Source organism: Geodermatophilus sp. SYSU D01119, assembly GCF_054049975.1.
Map to the genome: position 1 here is coordinate 86,011 of NZ_JBJGYL010000009.1, position 18,608 is coordinate 104,618.

Consider the following 18,608-nt stretch of genomic DNA (forward strand, 5'->3'; position numbering starts at 1 on the left):
CCCGGGCGGGGTTGCTCGGGAGGAGACCCGCACCCCGCTGGGCGCGTCGACCACGCTCCGTGATCCGGCTCACGGAACCGGCCGCGTCACCGCCACGTAACCTCGCCTGCTGGAGGTAACACGCCTGATGACTGCTCTGGAACCGTCCACCACGCCCGGCAGCTCGGCCCCCGGTGGGCTCGTGAAGAGCGTCGTCGAGCTCGACCGCGTCGTGATCCGGCTGGCCGGCGACTCGGGCGACGGCATGCAGCTGACCGGTAACCGCTTCACCAGCGAGACCGCGTCCTTCGGCAACGACCTGTCGACGCTGCCCAACTTCCCCGCCGAGATCCGCGCCCCCACGGGGACCCTGCCGGGTGTCAGCTCCTTCCAGCTGCACTTCGCCGACCACGACATCATGACGCCGGGTGACGCCCCCGACGTCCTTGTCGCGATGAACCCGGCCGCGCTGCGCGCCAACCTCGCCGACCTCCCCGGCGGCGGCCTGGTGATCGCCGACAGCGACGAGTTCACCCCGCGCAACCTGGCCAAGGTCGGCTACGCCACGAACCCCCTCGAGGACGGCTCGCTCGACGGCTGGCAGGTCGTCGCGGTCCCGCTGACGAGCATGACCCTCGAGGCGCTCAAGGACTCCGGTCTCGGCAAGAAGGAGGCCGAGCGGAGCAAGAACATGTTCACCCTCGGCCTGCTGAGCTGGATGTACCACCGGCCCACCGAGGGCACCGTGCGCTTCCTCGAGCGGCAGTTCCGCCGGAAGCCGGAGATCGCCGCGGCCAACATCGCGGCCTTCCGCGCCGGCTACAACTACGGCGAGACGACGGAGGCCTTCGCGGTCTCCTACGAGATCAAGCCGGCCCCGATGGCGCCGGGCCGCTACCGCAACATCTCCGGCAACCAGGCGCTGGCCCTCGGGCTGGTGGCCGCCGGGCAGCGGTCGGGCCTGCCGGTCTTCCTCGGCGCCTACCCGATCACCCCGGCGTCGGACATCCTCCACGAGCTGTCCCGGCACAAGTCCTTCGGCGTGCGCACCTTCCAGGCCGAGGACGAGATCGCCGGCATCGGCGCGGCGCTGGGCGCCTCGTTCGGCGGCGCGCTGGGCATCACGACGACGTCGGGCCCCGGTGTCTCGCTGAAGTCCGAGACGATCGGCCTGGCCGTGATGACCGAGCTGCCGCTGGTGATCGTCGACGTGCAGCGCGGCGGCCCGTCCACCGGCCTGCCGACCAAGACCGAGCAGTCGGACCTGCTGCAGGCGATGTTCGGCCGCAACGGTGAGGCCCCGCTGCCGGTCATCGCGCCCCGCTCCCCCGGCGACTGCTTCGACGCGGCGCTGGAGGCGTCCCGGATCGCGCTGAAGTACCGGACGCCGGTCATGCTGCTGTCCGACGGCTACCTGGCCAACGGCGCCGAGCCGTGGCCGATCCCCGCCGCCGACGAGCTGCCCGACCTGCGGGTGGACTTCGCCACCGAGCCCAACGGCGCCACCGCCGACGGGACGCCGGAGTTCCTCCCCTACCTGCGCGACCCCGAGACGCTGGCCCGGCCGTGGGCCATCCCGGGCACCGCCGGCATGCAGCACCGCATCGGCGGGCTGGAGAAGGCCGACAAGAGCGGCAACATCTCCTACGACCCGGCCAACCACGACCTCATGACCCGGCTGCGGCAGGCCAAGGTCGACGGCATCGCCGCCGACATCCCGCCGACCGACGTCGACGACCCGGACGGCGACGCCCGGGTGGCCGTGGTCGGCTGGGGCTCCACCTACGGGCCGATCGGGGCCGCCTGCCGGCGGATCCGCCGCTCGGGCCGCAAGGTCGCCCAGATCCACCTGCGCCACATCAGCCCGTTCCCGGCCGACCTCGGCGAGGTCCTGCGCCGCTACGACCGGGTCGTGTGCCCCGAGATGAACCTCGGGCAGCTCTCCCTGCTGCTGCGCGCCAAGTACCTCGTCGACGTCCAGAGCCACACCCAGGTGCGCGGGCTGCCCTTCCGGGCCGCCGAGCTCGCCGCGGTGGTCCAGGACGTCATCGACTCCACCCCCGGAGGCCAGAAGTGACCACCTCCCCGCACGTGCACGAGCTCGGCATGCCGGGCACGCCGATCGACGCGCGCATCCAGCAGGCGATCGCCGATTCCGTGGCCACGCAGGGCGAGAAGCAGACCGCCCTCAAGGCCAAGGACATGAAGACCGACCAGGAGGTGCGCTGGTGCCCGGGGTGCGGTGACTACGTCATCCTCAACGCGGTCCAGAGCTTCCTGCCCTCGCTCGGGATCGCCCGCGAGGACATGGTCATCGTGTCGGGCATCGGCTGCTCCTCGCGCTTCCCGTACTACATGAACACCTACGGGATGCACTCGATCCACGGCCGCGCCCCGGCCATCGCCACCGGCCTGGCCGCCTCCCGGCCGGACCTGTCGGTGTGGGTCGTGACCGGCGACGGCGACGCGCTGTCGATCGGCGGCAACCACCTGATCCACGCGCTGCGCCGCAACGTCAACATGACGATCCTGCTGTTCAACAACCGGATCTACGGGCTCACCAAGGGCCAGTACTCGCCCACCAGCGAGGTCGGCAAGGTCACCAAGTCCACCCCGATGGGCTCGCTGGACCACCCGTTCAACCCGGTCTCGCTGGCCATCGGCGCCGACGCCACCTTCGTGGGCCGCGCGATGGACTCCGACCGCAAGGGCCTCACCGAGGTGCTGCGGCGGGCGGCCGAGCACGAGGGCACCGCGCTGGTGGAGATCTACCAGAACTGCAACATCTTCAACGACGGCGCGTTCGACCTGCTCAAGGACCCGTCGACCGGCCCGATGTGGACCATCCCGCTGGTGCACGGGCAGCCGTTGGTGTTCGGCCCGGACGGCGCCTCGTGCGTGGTCCGCGACGAGTCCGGGGGCCTGCGGATCGCCGAGACCAACCAGGTCGACGCGAGCGAGATCGTCGTGCACGACGCGACCCGCGAGGACCCGTCCTACGCGTTCGCGCTGTCGCGGCTGTCCAGCCAGGACCTGCGGTACACGCCGATGGGCGTCTTCCGGTCGGTGCGCAAGCCCACCTACGACCGGATGATGGCCGACCAGCTCGCCGACGCCCGCACCGGGGGTGCCGGCGACCTGGACGCGCTGCTCGCGGGCAGCGACACCTGGACCGTCCCGGCCTGACCGAGGACCTCCCTGCCCCCCACCGCTCGCACGCTCGCGGCGGGCCCCTGCAGGGAGGCCGCGACCGGCCCGTCCCCCTCCCGGGAGGCGGGCCGGTCGCGTTCCCGGAGGACCTCGGCCAGGACCGGCAGCGCCCGCCGGAGCTCCGCCCGCGCGGGCGCGGCGAAGCCCAGGACCAGGCCGGCGGGCGGGTCGTGCGGCCCGGGCCCGGTGAGGTGCCGGGCCAGCCCGTCGACGGCGAGCCCGCGGGCCGCGGCCGCCGCGACCACCGCCTCCTCGGCCGCGCGGCCGGGCAGCGGGACGAGCACGTGCGCGCCGGCCGGGTCGCCGGTCACGGCCACCCCCGCACCGGCGAGCCCGTCCACCACGAGGACGCGCCGGTGCGCGAGCTCGCGCCGCAGCCGGCGCAGGTGCCGGGCGAGGTCCCCGGAGGCGGCGAACGCGGCGAGCACCCGCTGGCCCGCGCGTGCGGGGCGGGTGCCGGTGGCGGTCCGGGCGGCCGCGACGGCGGCGCGCACCTCCGGCGGGGCCACGAGCCAGCCGACGCCGAGGGTCGGGCTGAGGACCTTGCTGCTGGTGCCGAGGTGGACCACCACGTCGGGCGCGAGGGCGGCCAGCAGGGGCAGCGGGGCGACGTCGTAGCGCAGTTCGCCGTCGTAGTCGTCCTCGAGCACCCACCAGCCCTCCGCCCGCGCCCGCGCCACGAGCGCGACCCGGCGGGCGGCCGACAGGCGCCGTCCCAACGGCCACTGGTGCGCCGGGGTGCAGTAGACGGCGGCGAGCCCGGGCGGGACGGCGTCGACCACGAGCCCGTCGCCGTCGACCGGGAGGGGCACCACCTCCGCGCCGGTGGCGCGCAGCGCGCCCACCGCGCGCTGGTAGCCGGGGTCCTCGACGCCGACGCGGGCGCCGGGTGGCAGCAGGCGGGCCACCTCCGCGACCGCGGCCGACGTGCCGCCGGTGGCGAGGACCTCCTCCGGCGCGGCCGGCAGCCCGCGGTGGCGCAGCAGGTGCTCGGCGACGGCCGCCTGGAAGGCCGCGTCGGCGGCCGGCTCGGGACCGGGGTCGGCCGGGCGGTCGCCGGCGGCGCGCCAGGCCCGCCGCCAGGCGGCCGGGTCGAGGACCTCCAGGCACGGGGAGCCGGCGCGCAGGTCGACGGCCGGCGCGGGTGCCGCGGGTCGAGGCGTCCCCGGCGCGGAGGCGGCGGTCCCGGCGGGAGCGAGGCCGACGACGTAGGTGCCGGCACCGCGGCGTCCCGCGGCCCAGCCCTCGGCCACGAGCTGGTCGTAGGCGGCGGCGGTGACGGTCCGGCTCACCCGCAGCGCGGTGGCGAGCTCGCGGGTGGAGGGCAGCCGGTCGCCGGGGCGCAGCACGCCGCCGGCGGCCGCGGCGCGCAGCGCGTCGGCGAGCTGGACGGCCAGCGGGCGGCCGGCGGCGCGGTCGAGGACGACCGGGGGCATGTCCACGGGGAGCCTCCGCTCGGATTGGCCTGGTGGACCGGCAGCGTACTGGCCCTTCCGGGATGCCACTCCCTTGCGCAGGCTGGGGTCGTGACCACCTCGACGCCCCTGTCCCCGACCCCTCGCAGCACCCTCCGGCGGCTCGCCGACCGCGCCCGCACCGACCGCGCCGACCTGTACGCCGTCCTCGACGCCGGCCTGGTCGGGCACCTCGGCATCGTGCTCGGCGGCGCCCCGGTCGTGCTGCCGACCGGCTACGGGCGCGACGGCGACACGCTGTACCTGCACGGGTCCACGGGGGCGGCGACGCTGCGGGCGGCCGCGGCGGGGGCGCCGGTCTGCTTCACCGTCACCCACCTCGACGGGATCGTGTACGCGCGCTCGGCCATGCACCACTCGATGAACTACCGCTGCGCCGTCGTGCACGGGACCGCCCGGCCGGTGACCGGCCCCGAGGAGCGGCTGCGCGCCTTCGCGGTGCTGACCGAGCACCTGGCGCCCGGGTCGTGGACGGCCACCCGGCAGCCGTCGCGGAAGGAGGCGGCGGCGACGGCGGTGCTCGCGCTGGACCTGACCGAGGCCAGCGTCAAGGTCCGCACCGGCCCGCCGAACGACGACGAGGAGGACCTGGCGCTGCCCGTGTGGGCGGGCGTGCTGCCGCTGCGCACCGTCGTCGGTGAGCCGGAGCCCTGCCCCCGGCTGCCCGAGGGGACTCCCGTCCCCGAACGCGTCCTCAGCCGGCGGGGGTGACCTTCAGCAGGCGGTCGTCGCCCTCGCCGTTGTCGGTGGTCAGGTACAGCGCGCCGTCGCCGCCGAGCACGGGGGTGCGCACGCGCCCGTAGGTGTCCTCGAGCTCGGGCACCCGGAACTGCTCGGCCAGCCGGCCGTCGTCGAGCCGCAGCGCCAGCACGCCGGTGTCCTTCTGCACGCCGACGACCAGCACGCCGTCGTAGCCGCCCCACTCCGGGCCGCTCAGGAACTCCGCGCCGCTGGTGGCGATCGTCGGGTCGCCGGAGGACCAGACGGCGGCGATCGCGCCCGGGATGCCCGGGTCGGTCATGGGCACGCTCTCGTCGTAGCGGCCGCCGGCGCCGTCGGGGTCCCAGCCGTAGTTGCCGCCGGGCACCGAGAGGTTGACCTCGTCGTCGCGGTCGGAGCCCTGCTCGGCGGTGAAGACGGCGCCGGTGCCCGGCTGGACGGCGATGCCCTGCACGTTGCGGTGCCCGTAGCTGAGCACGAGCCGGGTGTCGGGGTCGGCGTCGCCGGCGAAGGGGTTGCCGGGCGCCGGTCCGCCGGTGGCCGGGTCGACCCGCAGGACCTTGCCGGCCAGGGTGCCGAGGTCCTGCGGGTTGCCGCCGACGGCGTTGTCGCCGGTGCCGACCAGCAGCGCACCGGTGGGGTCGAAGCGCACCCGGCAGCCGCCGTGCCGCCCGGAGGACTCGTTGACCGGGATGTCGCCGACGAGCGGGTCGGCGACGCGGGTGGCGCGGGTCCAGCCGTCGTCGACGGTCCAGGCGACCACCTGGATCTCCGCGCCGCCGTCCTCCTCGACGCCCTGGCAGGTGTAGAACCGCCGGTCGTCGGCGAAGGCGGGGCTGAGGACCAGGCCCATGAGGCCGGTCTCGCCGTCGGCGAAGAGGTCGGAGAAGTCGGCGTCGAGCCCGCGGGCGGTGCCGTCGGGCAGGACGGCGGTGAGGCCGCCGCCGCGCTCGTCGAGCAACAGCGTGCCGTCGGGCGCCCGCGCGACGTCCCAGGGGTGGTCGAGCCCGTCGAGGACCGTCTCCACCCGCAGCGCCGGGAGCGCCGGCGCGGGAGGGGCGCCGGCGTCGGGGACGTCGGTGGCCCCCTCGTCCTCCTGACCGCCGGGCAGGTCGCCGGTCCCACCCGCGGAGCAGCCGGTGAGCACGAGGACGGCGGCCAGCAGCGCGGCGCGGGAGGACCTCACCCCGCCGAGCATCCCCGCGAACGGCGGACGACGCCGTCCGTCAGCTGGTGCGGGTGACCACGTAGTCGCACATGGCCGCGAGCGCGTCGCGGACCTCGCCCGCCGGCACGCCCGACAGGGACGCCTGCGCCCGGTCGGCGTACTCCCGCAGCACCCCGCCGGCCCGCTCGAGCGCCGCGGAGGAGCGCAGCAGCGCCAGCCCCTCGGCGTGCTCGCCGTCGTCGGACAGCGGGCGGGAGACCAGCTCGCGCAGCCGCGCGTCGGCCGGGTCGTCGCCGGCCAGCGCGATGAGCGCGGGCAGCGTGGCGATGCCCTCGCGCAGGTCGGTGCCCGGCGACTTGCCCGACGTGCCGTCGGTGACGATGTCGAGCAGGTCGTCGGAGAGCTGGAAGGCGACGCCGACCTCCTCGCCGAAGCGGGTCAGCGCCTCCACCAGCCCGGGCTCGACGCCGGCGAAGCTCGCGCCGAAGCGCGCGGAGGTGGCCACCAGCGAGCCGGTCTTGTCGGCCAGAACCTCGAGGTAGTGCGCCACCCGGTCCTCACCGGGCCGGGCGCCGACGGTCTCCCGGATCTGCCCGGTGACCAGCCGCTCGAAGGTGCGCGCCTGGATGCGCACCGCCTCGGGACCGAGGTCGGCGAGGATGTCCGACGCGCGGGCGAACAGCAGGTCGCCGGTCAGGATGGCCACGCTGTTGGTCCAGCGGCTGTTGGCGCTCTGCGCCCCGCGGCGCACGTCGGCCTCGTCCATGACGTCGTCGTGGTACAGCGTCGCGAGGTGGGTGAGCTCGCAGACGACGGCGGCCTGCACCACCTCGGGCGCCTGCGCGTCGCCGAGGTGCGCGGCCAGCAGCGCCAGCATCGGCCGGAACCGCTTGCCGCCGGCGGCCATCAGGTGCCCGGCGGCCTCGGAGACGAAGGGGTGCTCGCTGGCCACCGCGGTGGCCAGGGTGGCCTCCACGCGGGCCAGGCCCTCGGCCAGGGACTCGCCGAGGGCCCCCGACGGCAGCCAGGGGCCCATCGTGGAGGCGGGGGTCGCGATGCGGTGCCAGACCTCGGCCGGGGCGTTCCCGTCGACGGCGGCACGGGATCCGGTCATCAACCGACGAAGATAGCCGCCCGATCGGCCAGGCCGAGCACCGCCCCGGGGACGACGCCCAGCACCAGCGTGGCCGCGGCGGTCACCGCGAGCACGATCGTGGTCGGCATCCCGGGCACGCCGACCGTCGGGCCGTCGGCCGCGGGCTCGGAGAAGTACATGAGCACGATGACCCGCAGGTAGAAGAACGCCGCGATCGCGCTCGCCAGCAGCGCCACCAGGGCCAGCGGCCAGGCGCCGTCCTCGATGGCCGCCCGGAACACCGCGAACTTGCCGGTGAAGCCGCTGGTCAGCGGGATCCCGGCGAGCGCCAGCAGGAACAGGCTCATGACGGCGGCGGTGAGGGGTGAGCGCTGCGCGAGCCCCGCCCACTGCGACAGGTGGGTGGCCTCGCCGTCGCCGCTGCGGACGAGGGTGAGGACGGCGAAGGCGCCGAGCGTGGTCGTGCCGTAGGCCAGCAGGTAGAACAGCACCGCCGGCAGGCCGGACCCGGCCGGGTCGCCGGTGGCCGGGAAGCCCACGACACCGACGAGCAGGAACCCGGCGTGCGCCACCGACGAGTAGGCGAGCATCCGCTTGAGGTCGGTCTGGGTGAGGCCGAGCACCGCGCCCACGACCATCGACACGATCGCGACGCCGTAGACCAGCGGCCGCCACGTCCACTCCTCGGTGCCGAACGCGACGTAGAGCAGCCGCAGGATCGCTCCGAAGGCCGCGACCTTGGTGCAGGCGGCCATGAAGGCGGTGACCGGGGTGGGCGCGCCCTGGTAGACGTCGGGGGTCCAGGTGTGGAACGGCGCGACGCTCGCCTTGAACAGCAGGCCCACGACGAGCAGCGCCAGCCCGAGGACGAGGAGCGTGTCGGTCTCCCCCGCACCGACGGCGTCGCGGACGGCGGACAGCCGCACGCTGCCGGTGGCGCCGTAGACCAGCGCCAGGCCGTAGAGGAAGAAGGCCGACGCGAAGGCGCCGAGCAGGAAGTACTTGACCGCCGCCTCCTGCGACAGCAGCCGCCGCCGGCGGGCCAGGCCGCTGATCAGGTACAGCGGCAGGCTGAGCACCTCGAGGGCCACGAACATGACCAGCAGGTCGTTGGCCGTGACGAACAGCATCATGCCGCCGACGGCGAAGGTGGCCAGCGGGTACACCTCGGTCTGCACGCGCTGGACGGTCAGCAGCTCGCGGTCGCGGACGCTGCCCGCCGGGACCGCCGCCGAGACCACGAACGCCGACCGCGCCGGGTCGAGGTTGCGCTCGGCGAACAGCAGGACCGACAGCGCGCCGAGCCCGGCGATGGTCGCCTGCAGGAAGAGCCCGGCGCCGTCGACGGCGAGCGCCCCGCCGGCGGTCACCTCCTGGGTGCCGGCCAGCAGCAGCGTGGTGACCAGCCCGCCGAGCATGCCGACCAGCGCGACGGCGACCTGCACGGGGTGGCGGCTGTCCCGCGGGCCGAACGCCTCCACCAGCACGCCCACGCAGGCGGCGCCCAGGACGAACAGCAGCGGCGCCAGGGCGGCGAAGGACAGGTCGGGTGCCTCGATGGGCATCAGTCGGTCCCCTCGGACGATGCGGAACCGGCGCCGACGTCGCTCATCGTCGCCGCGACGGCGGGCTCGATCAGCCGTACGAGCGGCTGGGGGTGGACGCCGAGGACCAGCACCAGCGCCACCAGCGGGGCGACGACGAGGGTCTCGCGGCGGGTCAGGTCGTACATCCGCGGGGCTCCGCCGGACCGGGCCGGGGCGGGCGCGGTCAGGGTCGCGGTCGCCCCGTGTGCGCCGGTCGCAGGGGCAGCTGCGCCGTGCGGGTCCGTCGCGTGGTGCGGCGCCGCGCCGGCCGCGGCGTCGTCGGCCGGGAACAGCACCCCGCGCGGCGGGCCGTGCATGGTCCGTTGGTAGAGCAGCAGCACGTAGAGCGCGGCCAGGATGATCCCGCCGGTGGCCAGCACGGTGAACACCGGCCGGGTCGGGAACGAGCCGATCAGCACGAGGAACTCGCTGACGAAGCTGTTGGTGCCCGGCAGCGCCAGCGACGCGAGGCCGGCGACCAGGAAGACCCCGGCCAGCTTCGGCGCCCGGGAGGCGACGCCGCCGTAGTCGCCGACCAGCCGCGAGCCGCCGCGGGCGATCAGCATGCCGACCACGAGGAACAGCAGGCCCGTGGCGATGCCGTGGTTGACCATGTACAGCACCGCGCCGGTGCCGGCCTCGGTGGTGAAGGCGAAGACGCCGAGCGCGATGAACCCGAAGTGCGCGATCGAGGTGTAGCTGACCAGCCGCTTCATGTCGGTCTGGCCCATCGCGAGCAGCGCCGCGTAGAGGACGCCGGCGACGGCGAGGACCAGCACCAGCGGGGCGAACTCGCGCGAGGCCTCCGGGAACAGCGGCAGGCAGTAGCGCAGGAAGCCGAAGGTGCCGACCTTGTCGAGCACGCCGACCAGGAGCACGGCGCCGCCGACCGGGGCCTCGGCACCGGCGTCGGGCAGCCAGGTGTGCAGCGGCACGAGCGGCGCCTTGATCGCGAAGGCGACGAAGAAGCCGAGGAAGAGCAGGCGCTGCACGCCGGGGTCGATGTCGAGCTGGCGCAGGGACTCGAAGGCGAAGGTGCCCTCCCCCGCCGCCTCGCTCACCACGTACAGCCCGATGACGGCGGCGAGCATCACCAGACCGCCGACCAGGCTGTACAGGAAGAACTTCACCGCCGCGTACTGCCGGCGCGGGCCGCCGAAGCTGCCCACGATGAAGTACATCGGGACGAGCATCGCCTCGAAGAAGACGTAGAAGAGGAACACGTCGGTGGCGGCGAAGACGCCGACCATGCACGCCTCGAGCAGCAGCAGCCAGGCGAAGAACGTGCGCATCGACCGGTTGGCCGGCGCGGTGTCCTCCCAGGAGGCGAGCACGACCACCGGCACGAGGACGCCGACGAGCAGCAGCATCACCAGCGCGATGCCGTCGACGCCGAGGGCGAAGTCGACGCCGAAGCCGGGGATCCACGGCACGGAGCTCGTGAGCTGGAACCGGTCGCCGTCGGGGTCGAAGGCGACCGTGGCGAGCACCGCGAGCACCAGCACGACGAGGCTGACGCCCAGTGCGAGCTGCCGGGCCGTCGCGGTGCGTTGCTTGGGCAGCCCGGCGACGACGGCGGCGCCGACCGCGGGCACCACCACCATCGCCACGAGCAGCAGGGAGTCGCTCACGCCGTCTCCTCCTCCTGGGGCAGGGACCTGCGCCCGCTCATCCCGCCGTCACCGCCAGCAGCGCCCCGGCCACGACCACCGCGCCGCCGAGCATCCCGAGCGCGTAGGAGCGCACGAAGCCGGTCTGCGCCCGGCCGAGCCGCGACGACGATCCGCCGAGGGTGGCGGCCAGCCCGTTCACCGCGCCGTCGACGCCGCGGTTGTCCACCCACACCAGCGCGCGGGTCAGCCACTGGCCCGGGCGCATGAACACCGCCTCGTTCACCGCGTCGGCGTAGAGCGAGCGCCGGGCCGCGCGGGTGACCGGCGAGACGCGGGCCGGCGCGACCTCGGGCACCTCGCGGCGGCCGACGAACAGCCACGCGGCGAGCACGCCCACCGCCATCACCGCGGTGACCACCACCCCGACGACGGCCGGCGCGACGACGTGCTCGGCCTCCTCCGGGACGCCGAACACCGGCTCGAGCCAGTCGCCGAGCGGCGCGACGACGACGAGCAGGAAGCCCGCCGCCACCGACCCGATCGCCAGCAGCACCATCGGCGCGGTCATCACCGACGGCGACTCGTGCGGGTGCTGTCCCTCGGTCCACCGCGGCCGGCCGAGGAAGGTCATGATCATCAGCCGGGTCATGTAGAAGGCGGTGAGCCCCGCGCCGAGGACGGCGACCCCGCCGAGCAGCCAGCCCGCCCAGTCGCCGCGGTCCAGCGCCGCCTCGATGATCGCGTCCTTCGTCCAGTAGCCGGACAGGAACGGGAAGCCGATCAGCGCCAGGTAGCCCAGGCCGAACGTCACGAAGGTGACCGGCAGCTCGCGCGCCAGCCCGCCGAAACGGCGCATGTCCACCTGGTCGCCCATCGCGTGCATGACCGACCCGGCGCCGAGGAACAGCCCGGCCTTGAAGAAGCCGTGGGTGAGCAGGTGCGCAATGGCCGCCGCGTAGCCGACCGGGCCGAGCCCGACGGCCAGGAACATGTAGCCGATCTGGCTGACCGTGGAGTACGCGAGCACCTTCTTGATGTCGTCGTACGCGCAGCCCACGATCGCGCCGTAGAGCAGCGTGACCGCCCCGACGGCGAGGACGACGGCCCGGGCGGTGGGCGTGAGGTCGTAGATCGGCGCCGACCGGGCGATGAGGTAGACGCCGGCGGTGACCATCGTGGCGGCGTGGATGAGCGCCGACACCGGCGTCGGGCCCTCCATGGCGTCGGGCAGCCACGCCTGCAGCGGGAACTGGCCGGACTTGCCGCACGCGCCGAGCAGCAGGAGCAGGCCCAGTGCCGTCAGCGTGCCGCCGGCCAGGGCGCCCACCCCGCCGAACACGCCCTCGTAGGAGACCGTCCCGAGCTGGGCGAACATCACGAAGATCGCGATGGCGAGGCCGACGTCGCCCACGCGGTTCATCACGAACGCCTTCTTCGCGGCGGTGGCCGCGGCCGGGCGGTCGTGCCAGAACGCGATGAGCAGGTAGGACGCGAGGCCCACGCCCTCCCACCCGACGTAGAGCGCCACGTAGTTGTCGCCGAGGACGAGCAGCAGCATCGCCGCGACGAACAGGTTCAGGTAGGCGAAGAACCGGCGGCGGCGCGGGTCGTGCGCCATGTAGCCGATCGAGTAGACGTGGATGAGCGCGCCCACGCCGGTGATCAGCAGCATGAAGGTCGCCGACAGCGGGTCGACCAGCAGGCCGGCCTCCACGTCGAGCGACCCGGCCGAGACGAAGGTGAACAGGTCGACGTCGACGACGCGCTCGTCGAGGCCGGCGAGCTGCACCGTGCACAGCAGCGCGACGACGAACGCGGCGACGACGGTCGCCGTTCCCAGCAGGTGGCCCCAGCGGTCGGTGCGCCGGCCGCCGAGCAGCAGCACCGCGGCGCCGAGCAGCGGCAGCGCGATGACCAGCCAGGAGGACGACAGCAGCCCCGAGGCCGCGACGGTGTCCATGGGTGCGCCGGCTCCCGTCAGTACTTCAGCAGGTTGGCGTCGTCGACCGACGCCGACCGGCGCGTCCGGTAGATCGACATGATGATCGCGAGCCCCACGACGACCTCGGCCGCGGCGACGACCATGACGAAGAACGCCATGATCTGGCCGTCGACGGTGCCGGTGGCCCGCGCGAAGGTGACCAGCGTCAGGTTGACCGAGTTGAGCATCAGCTCGACGCACATGAAGACGACGATGGCGTTGCGGCGCACGAGGACGCCGACCGCGCCGATGGTGAACAGGATCGCCGCCAGCACCAGGTAGTGCGTGAGGGTCATCGTTCGATCTCCGGGCTGCCGAGGGCGGCGTCGGGGCTGCCGAGCTGGCCCCGGCCGGTGGGCCGCGGCATCTGGTCGGCCTCCTGCGCCTCGATGCCGGTGGCCAGGCTGTCCTCGGCGGTCCGGCCGTCGGGCAGCAGCGCCCCGACGGCGACGGAGTTGGCCCGCGCGAAGACGCCGGGGCCGGGGAGGGTCTGCGGCCGGTCGCCGAGGAAGCGGGCCCGCGACAGCTCCTTCTGCGTCTGCCGGCTGCCGGGCTCCCGCTCGATGTGGGCGAGCACCATCGCGCCGACCGCCGCGGTGATCAGCAGCGCGCTGGTCACCTCGAAGGCGAGCAGGTAGCGGGTGAACAGCAGCTCGGCGATCGCGTCGATGTTGCCGACGCCGCCGGCGTCGTCCAGTCCGCCGGCCGGGAGGTCCTGCGTGGCCCGCGCGATGCCCGCGCCGACCAGGCCGGCGAAGCCGACGCCGAGCACGGTCGCCGCCACCCGCTGCCCGCGCAGCGTCTCGACCACCGAGTCGGAGGAGTCGCGGCCGACCAGCATGAGCACGAACAGGAAGAGGATCATGATCGCGCCGGTGTAGACGATGATCTGCACCGCGCCGAGGAACGGCGCCTGCTGGACGACGTAGAAGACGCCGAGCGCCAGCATCGTGTTCACCAGCCACAGCGCCGAGTGGACGGCGTTGCGGCTGAACACCATGCCCAGCGCCCCGGCCAGCGCGACCGGCCCGAGGACCCAGAAGACGACGGCCTCGCCGGTCCCGAGCTGGGTGGTGGTGTCGGCCGCGGCCGCCAGCACGCTCATGCCCGCTCCACCGTGACCGGCTCGGCCTGCGACCCCGCCTCGGGCTCGCGCACGTAGTAGGCCTTCTCGTCGTCACCGAGCCGCATCGGGTGCGGCGGGGCCTCCATGCCGGGCAGGAGCGGCGCCATGAGCTGCTCCTTGGTGTAGATGAGGCTCTGCCGGTCGTCGTCGGCGAGCTCGAAGTCGTTGCTCATCGTGAGCGAGCGGGTGGGGCAGGCCTCGATGCACAGCCCGCAGAAGATGCAGCGCAGGTAGTTGATCTGGTATACGGCGCCGTACCGCTCACCCGGCGAGTACCGGGCGTCCTCGGTGTTGTCGCCGCCCTCGACGTAGATGGCGTCGGCCGGGCAGGCCCAGGCGCACAGCTCGCAGCCGACGCACTTCTCCAGCCCGTCGGGGTGCCGGTTGAGCACGTGCCGCCCGTGGTAGCGCGGCTTGGTCACCTTCGGGACCTCGGGGTACTCCTCGGTGGTCACCTTCTTGAACATCTGGGCGAAGGTGACGCCGAAGCCCTGACCGGGCGCGGGCAGCAGGCTGCGCCGGGCGGGCGCCGCGCCGCCGTCACGACCGGCCCGCTCGACCTCCCCGCCGCCGCGCCGGGCGGGGCTCGCCCCCGCGGGGGTCCGCTCAGTCATCGCTGTCCTCCTGTGCGCTGGTGGCGGTGCTGCCCGTGGTGCTGCCCGTGGTGCTGCCGGCTCGGCGGCCGGTGCCCACGACGCCGCCCTCGGACCGGCGGGCGCCGACGGGCTCCGCGCGCCGCAGCCGGGGCGACGGCGGGACGGTGAGGTCCATCGGCGGGACGGGGAAGCCGCCCTCGGCGCGGGCGGGCCCGGTGCGCTGCGCCGGGCGGGTGCGCGGGCCGGCCGGCGGCAGGACCTCGGGCTCTGGGTCGACGGCGTGCACCCCGCCGGCCGCGGCCTCCTCGGCCATGAGCCGGGTGTCGCGGTTGCTCATCCGGCTGGCGATCGACAGGCCGAGCAGCACGACCAGCGCGATCGGCACCCCGACGAACACGGCCACCTCGCCGGTGGACAGGTCGGCCTCGCGGGAGACGGTGCGCATCGTGGCGACGGCGAGGATCCACACCAGCGCCGTCGGGACGAGGACCTTCCACCCGAACCGCATGAACTGGTCGTACCGGAGCCGGGGCAGTGTGCCGCGCAGCCAGATGAAGACGAACAGCGCCAGGCAGACCTTGAGGAAGAACCACAGCATCGGCCACCAGCCGGAGTTGGCGCCGTCCCAGATCGACAGCGGCCACGGGGCCCGCCAGCCGCCGAGGAACAGCGTCGCGGCCAGGGCGGAGACGGTGACCATGTTGATGTACTCGGCGAGGAAGAACAGCGCGAACTTCAGCGACGAGTACTCGGTGTGGAACCCGCCGACGAGCTCGGACTCGGCCTCGGGGAGGTCGAAGGGCGCCCGGTTGGTCTCGCCGACGACGGCGATGGCGTAGATGACGAAGCTGACCGGCAGCAGGACCGCGAACCAGCCGGGGCCGGTGAACTCCAGGCCGAAGAACGACAGCTGCGTGCCGTCGGCCTGCGCCGCGACGATCTCCGACGTCGACATCGTGCCGGCGTAGAGGAACACCGCGACGATCGACAGCCCCATCGCGATCTCGTAGCTGACCATCTGCGCGGCGCTGCGCAGGCCGCCGAGCAGCGGGTAGGTCGAGCCCGACGCCCAGCCGGCGAGCACGATCCCGTAGACGCCCATCGCCGAGCAGGCGAGCACCACGAGCACGCCGATCGGGGCGTCGGTGAGCTGCAGCGGGGTGCGCTCGCCGAAGATGCTCACCGTCGGCCCGAGCGGGATGACCGAGAACGCCAGGAACGCCGGGACGGCGGCGATCACCGGGGCCAGGAAGTACACCGGCTTGTCGGCGAGCGCCGGCATGATGTCTTCCTTGAAGGCGAGCTTCAGCCCGTCGGCGAGGCTCTGCAGCGACCCGCGCGGCCCGACCCGGTTGGGGCCGACCCGCTGCTGCATGCGCGAGACGACCTTGCGCTCGAAGACGATCGCGAACAGCGTCATGAGCACGAGCACGACGAAGACGCCGACGATCTTGATGAGCACGATCCACCAGACGTCGGACCCGAAGTCCTCGAGCGTCGGCTGGTCGGGTGCGGCGAGCAGCATCAGGCGGCCCCTCCGGTGCCGAGGCGGACCAGCCCGCCGGGGGCGGTGCCGAGGTCGCGGTACAGCTCGCTGCCGGGGGAGCGCAGGGGCAGCCAGACCACGCCGTCGGGCATCTCGGTGACCAGCACCGGCAGGGTCACCGAACCGGTGGCGCCGGTGACGGTGAGCGGGTCGCCGTCGGCCAGGCCGAGCCGGGCGGCGGCCTCGGCGCCGACGCGGGCCACCGGCAGCCGGGCGGTGCCGGCGAGCTCGGGCTCGTCGCGCTGCAGGGTGCCGACGTCGAGCAGCTGCCGCCACGAGGCCAGCAGCGCCTCGCCACCGGCGGGCTCGGGCGCCACCGCGGGGGCGACGTCGAGGCCGGTGCCGTCGGCGCGGGTGCCGGTGTCGCCGAGCGCGGCGAGCTCGGCGCGGGCGGCCTCGGGAGTGGGCAGCCGCAGGTCGGCGTCCATGAGGTCGGCCAGGCCGTGCAGCACCCGGCCGTCGGGCAGCTGGCCGGTGCCGTGCAGCGTCGCGTCGAAGGACCGCACGCGGCCCTCCCAGTCGAGGTAGCTGCCGGCCTTCTCCGGCGCGGCGGCCACCGGCAGGACGACGTCGGCGTGCTCGGTGACGGCCGAGGGCCGCTGCTCGAGGCTGACGACGAAGCCCGCCGCGGCGAGCGCGGCCTCGGCCAGCGCCGGGTCGGGCAGGTCGGCGGGGTCCACGCCGCCGACGAGCAGGCCGGCGAGCCGGCCGTCGCGGACCGCGGTGAGGATCCCGGTGGTGTCGCGGCCGGGCGTGGCCGGCAGGTCGGCCGGGTCGAGGCCCCACAGCGCGGCGACCTCGGCGGCGGCCACGGGGTCGCCGACCGGACGGCCGCCGGGCAGCAGGCCCGGCAGCGCGCCGGCCTCCACCGCGCCGCGCTCGCCGGCCCGCCGCGGCACCCAGGCCAGCCGGGCGCCGGTGGCGCGGGCGAGGGCCGCCAGCGCGGTGAACGCGCCCGGCACCGCGGCCAGGCGCTCGCCGGCCAGGACCACCGTGCCGGGCTGCCGCAGCGCCTCGACCGCCGGGCCGCCCCAGCTGCCCTCGGCCAGCGCGGTGAGCGCGCGGGCCTCGTCGCCGGGTCGGGTGACCAGCACGGTGGCCTGGAGCTTCTGCGCCGCGCGGGTGGCGAACGGCGCGAGGTCGTAGACGGCGAGCGACCCCTTCCGCACGGCCTTGCGCAGGCGCAGGAAGACGATGGGCGACTCCTCCTCCGGCTCGAACCCGGCCAGCAGGACCGCCGGGGCGGCCGCGAGGTCGTCGTAGGTGACCGCGCTTCGGCCGGGTCCGGTGCCGGCGACGTGCGCGGCGAGGAACGCCTGCTCCTCCGGGGAGTGGGCGCGGGCGCGGGCGTCGACGTCGTGGGTGCCGAGCGCCACCCGGGCGAACTTCGCGTACGCGTAGGCGTCCTCGACCGTGAGCCGCCCGCCGGGCAGCACGCCGACGCCGCCGGCGGCGCGCGCCGCCCGCAGCCCCTCGGCTGCCGCGGCCCAGGCCTCGGGCCAGGACGCGGGCTCGAGGACGCCGTCGCGCCGGACCAGCGGGGTGGTCAGCCGGTCGTTGGTGGTGGCGTAGCGGAAGGCGAAGCGGCCCTTGTCGCAGGTCCACTCCTCGTTGACCGCCGGGTCCTCGCCGGCCAGCCGGCGCATGACCTTCCCGCGCCGGTAGTCGGTGCGCATCGAGCAGCCCGACGAGCAGTGCTCGCACACCGACGGCTCGCTGCGCAGGTCGAACGGCCGCGACCGGAACCGGTACTGCGCGCTGGTGAGCGCGCCGACCGGGCAGATCTGCGTGGTGTTGCCGGAGAAGTAGGAGGAGAACGGCTCGTCCTCGGCGACGGCGACCTGCTCCAGCGCGCCCCGCTCGAACAGCTCGATGAACGGGTCGCCGGCCACCTGCTGGGAGAAGCGGGTGCACCGGGCGCACAGCACGCAGCGCTCGCGGTCGAGCAGGATCTCGGTGCTGATCGGCAACGGCTTGGGATAGGTCCGCTTGACGTCGACGAACCGGGTCTCGCTGCGGCCGTTGCTCATGGCCTGGTTCTGCAGCGGGCACTCGCCGCCCTTGTCGCAGACCGGGCAGTCCAGCGGGTGGTTGATGAGCAGCAGCTCCATCGTGCCCTGCTGCGCCTTGTCGGCGACCGCGCTGGTGAGCTGCGTCTTCACCGCCATGCCCTCGGTGACCGGCATGGTGCAGGAGGCCACCGGCTTGCGCTGCCCCTCCACCTCGACCAGGCACTGCCGGCAGGCGCCGACCGGGTCGAGCAGCGGGTGGTCGCAGAACCGCGGGACCTGGATGCCCACCATCTCGGCGGCCCGGATGATCAGCGTCCCCTTGGGCACCGCGACGTCGAACCCGTCGATGGTGCAGTGGACGGCGTCGGGCGGGGTGTGCGGTCCGGGGACGCCGGGCGGGACGGCCGCGGCGGGCTCCGGGCTCACGGGGGTCACGGTCACTGGTCCTCCTCGCTGGCGCTCGTCGCACCAGTGCCACGGGGTGCTGTGCCCCTGCGTGA

Annotated in this window: 14 protein-coding genes; 3 read left to right on the forward strand and 11 right to left on the reverse strand. The window is 74.5% G+C overall.

Features of this window, described 5'->3' with window-relative positions; translation table 11 throughout:
- Nucleotides 1-127 precede the first annotated feature (127 nt).
- Both ACI79X_RS09330 and ACI79X_RS09335 read left to right on the forward strand, forming a co-directional pair.
- Entirely contained in the window at nt 128-2,056 is a 1,929-nt protein-coding gene (locus tag ACI79X_RS09330) for a 2-oxoacid:acceptor oxidoreductase subunit alpha (RefSeq protein WP_457025121.1), read from the forward strand.
- Nucleotides 2,053-3,165 carry a 2-oxoacid:ferredoxin oxidoreductase subunit beta gene (locus ACI79X_RS09335; protein ID WP_457025122.1) on the forward strand — a complete coding sequence of 371 codons (1,113 nt, stop codon included), beginning with the start codon at nt 2,053-2,055 and terminating at the stop codon, nt 3,163-3,165. Before ACI79X_RS09330 ends, ACI79X_RS09335 begins: the two co-directional genes overlap by 4 nt.
- Here the strand turns inward: ACI79X_RS09335 and pdxR are convergent.
- Nucleotides 3,060-4,625 (reverse strand): MocR-like pyridoxine biosynthesis transcription factor PdxR, encoded by a 1,566-nt coding sequence (gene pdxR, locus ACI79X_RS09340; protein ID WP_457025211.1) that lies wholly within the window; start codon nt 4,623-4,625, stop codon nt 3,060-3,062. The genes ACI79X_RS09335 and pdxR overlap by 106 nt on opposite strands.
- A 90-nt stretch (nt 4,626-4,715) precedes the next feature.
- On the opposite strand from pdxR, the gene ACI79X_RS09345 reads away from it, so the two are divergent.
- Entirely contained in the window at nt 4,716-5,375 is a 660-nt protein-coding gene (locus ACI79X_RS09345) for a pyridoxamine 5'-phosphate oxidase family protein (protein ID WP_457025123.1), read from the forward strand.
- Here the strand turns inward: ACI79X_RS09345 and ACI79X_RS09350 are convergent.
- The 10 genes from ACI79X_RS09350 to ACI79X_RS09395 are packed head-to-tail and all read right to left on the reverse strand — an operon-like array spanning nt 5,359 to nt 18,543.
- Nucleotides 5,359-6,570 carry a PQQ-dependent sugar dehydrogenase gene (locus ACI79X_RS09350; RefSeq protein ID WP_457025124.1) on the reverse strand — a complete coding sequence of 404 codons (1,212 nt, stop codon included), beginning with the start codon at nt 6,568-6,570 and terminating at the stop codon, nt 5,359-5,361. The two genes, ACI79X_RS09345 and ACI79X_RS09350, sit on opposite strands and share 17 nt — an antisense overlap.
- Nucleotides 6,571-6,610: 40 nt before the next feature.
- Nucleotides 6,611-7,666 (reverse strand): polyprenyl synthetase family protein, encoded by a 1,056-nt coding sequence (locus ACI79X_RS09355; protein WP_457025125.1) that lies wholly within the window; start codon nt 7,664-7,666, stop codon nt 6,611-6,613.
- On the reverse strand, nt 7,666-9,213 hold the full coding sequence (nuoN, locus tag ACI79X_RS09360) for an NADH-quinone oxidoreductase subunit NuoN (RefSeq protein ID WP_457025126.1): 1,548 nt from the start codon (nt 9,211-9,213) through the stop codon (nt 7,666-7,668). The genes ACI79X_RS09355 and nuoN overlap by 1 nt, the downstream gene beginning before the upstream one ends.
- Complete coding sequence (locus ACI79X_RS09365; RefSeq protein ID WP_457025127.1) at nt 9,213-10,865, reverse strand: NADH-quinone oxidoreductase subunit M; 1,653 nt, start codon at nt 10,863-10,865, stop codon at nt 9,213-9,215. Before ACI79X_RS09365 ends, nuoN begins: the two co-directional genes overlap by 1 nt.
- A gap of 37 nt (nt 10,866-10,902) precedes the next feature.
- Nucleotides 10,903-12,807 carry an NADH-quinone oxidoreductase subunit L gene (nuoL, locus tag ACI79X_RS09370; RefSeq protein ID WP_457025128.1) on the reverse strand — a complete coding sequence of 635 codons (1,905 nt, stop codon included), beginning with the start codon at nt 12,805-12,807 and terminating at the stop codon, nt 10,903-10,905.
- A 17-nt stretch (nt 12,808-12,824) separates the two neighbouring features.
- Complete coding sequence (gene nuoK / locus ACI79X_RS09375; protein WP_073421291.1) at nt 12,825-13,124, reverse strand: NADH-quinone oxidoreductase subunit NuoK; 300 nt, start codon at nt 13,122-13,124, stop codon at nt 12,825-12,827.
- Nucleotides 13,121-13,933, reverse strand: coding sequence for an NADH-quinone oxidoreductase subunit J (locus ACI79X_RS09380; RefSeq protein WP_457025129.1), 813 nt, complete (start codon nt 13,931-13,933; stop codon nt 13,121-13,123). Before ACI79X_RS09380 ends, nuoK begins: the two co-directional genes overlap by 4 nt.
- Nucleotides 13,930-14,568, reverse strand: a complete 639-nt coding sequence (gene nuoI, locus ACI79X_RS09385) for an NADH-quinone oxidoreductase subunit NuoI (protein WP_457025130.1) — start codon at nt 14,566-14,568, stop codon at nt 13,930-13,932. The genes ACI79X_RS09380 and nuoI overlap by 4 nt, the downstream gene beginning before the upstream one ends.
- On the reverse strand, nt 14,561-16,075 hold the full coding sequence (nuoH, locus tag ACI79X_RS09390) for an NADH-quinone oxidoreductase subunit NuoH (RefSeq protein ID WP_457025131.1): 1,515 nt from the start codon (nt 16,073-16,075) through the stop codon (nt 14,561-14,563). Before nuoH ends, nuoI begins: the two co-directional genes overlap by 8 nt.
- Complete coding sequence (locus ACI79X_RS09395) at nt 16,075-18,543, reverse strand: NADH-quinone oxidoreductase subunit G (RefSeq protein WP_457025132.1); 2,469 nt, start codon at nt 18,541-18,543, stop codon at nt 16,075-16,077. Before ACI79X_RS09395 ends, nuoH begins: the two co-directional genes overlap by 1 nt.
- Nucleotides 18,544-18,608: the final 65 nt, after the last annotated feature.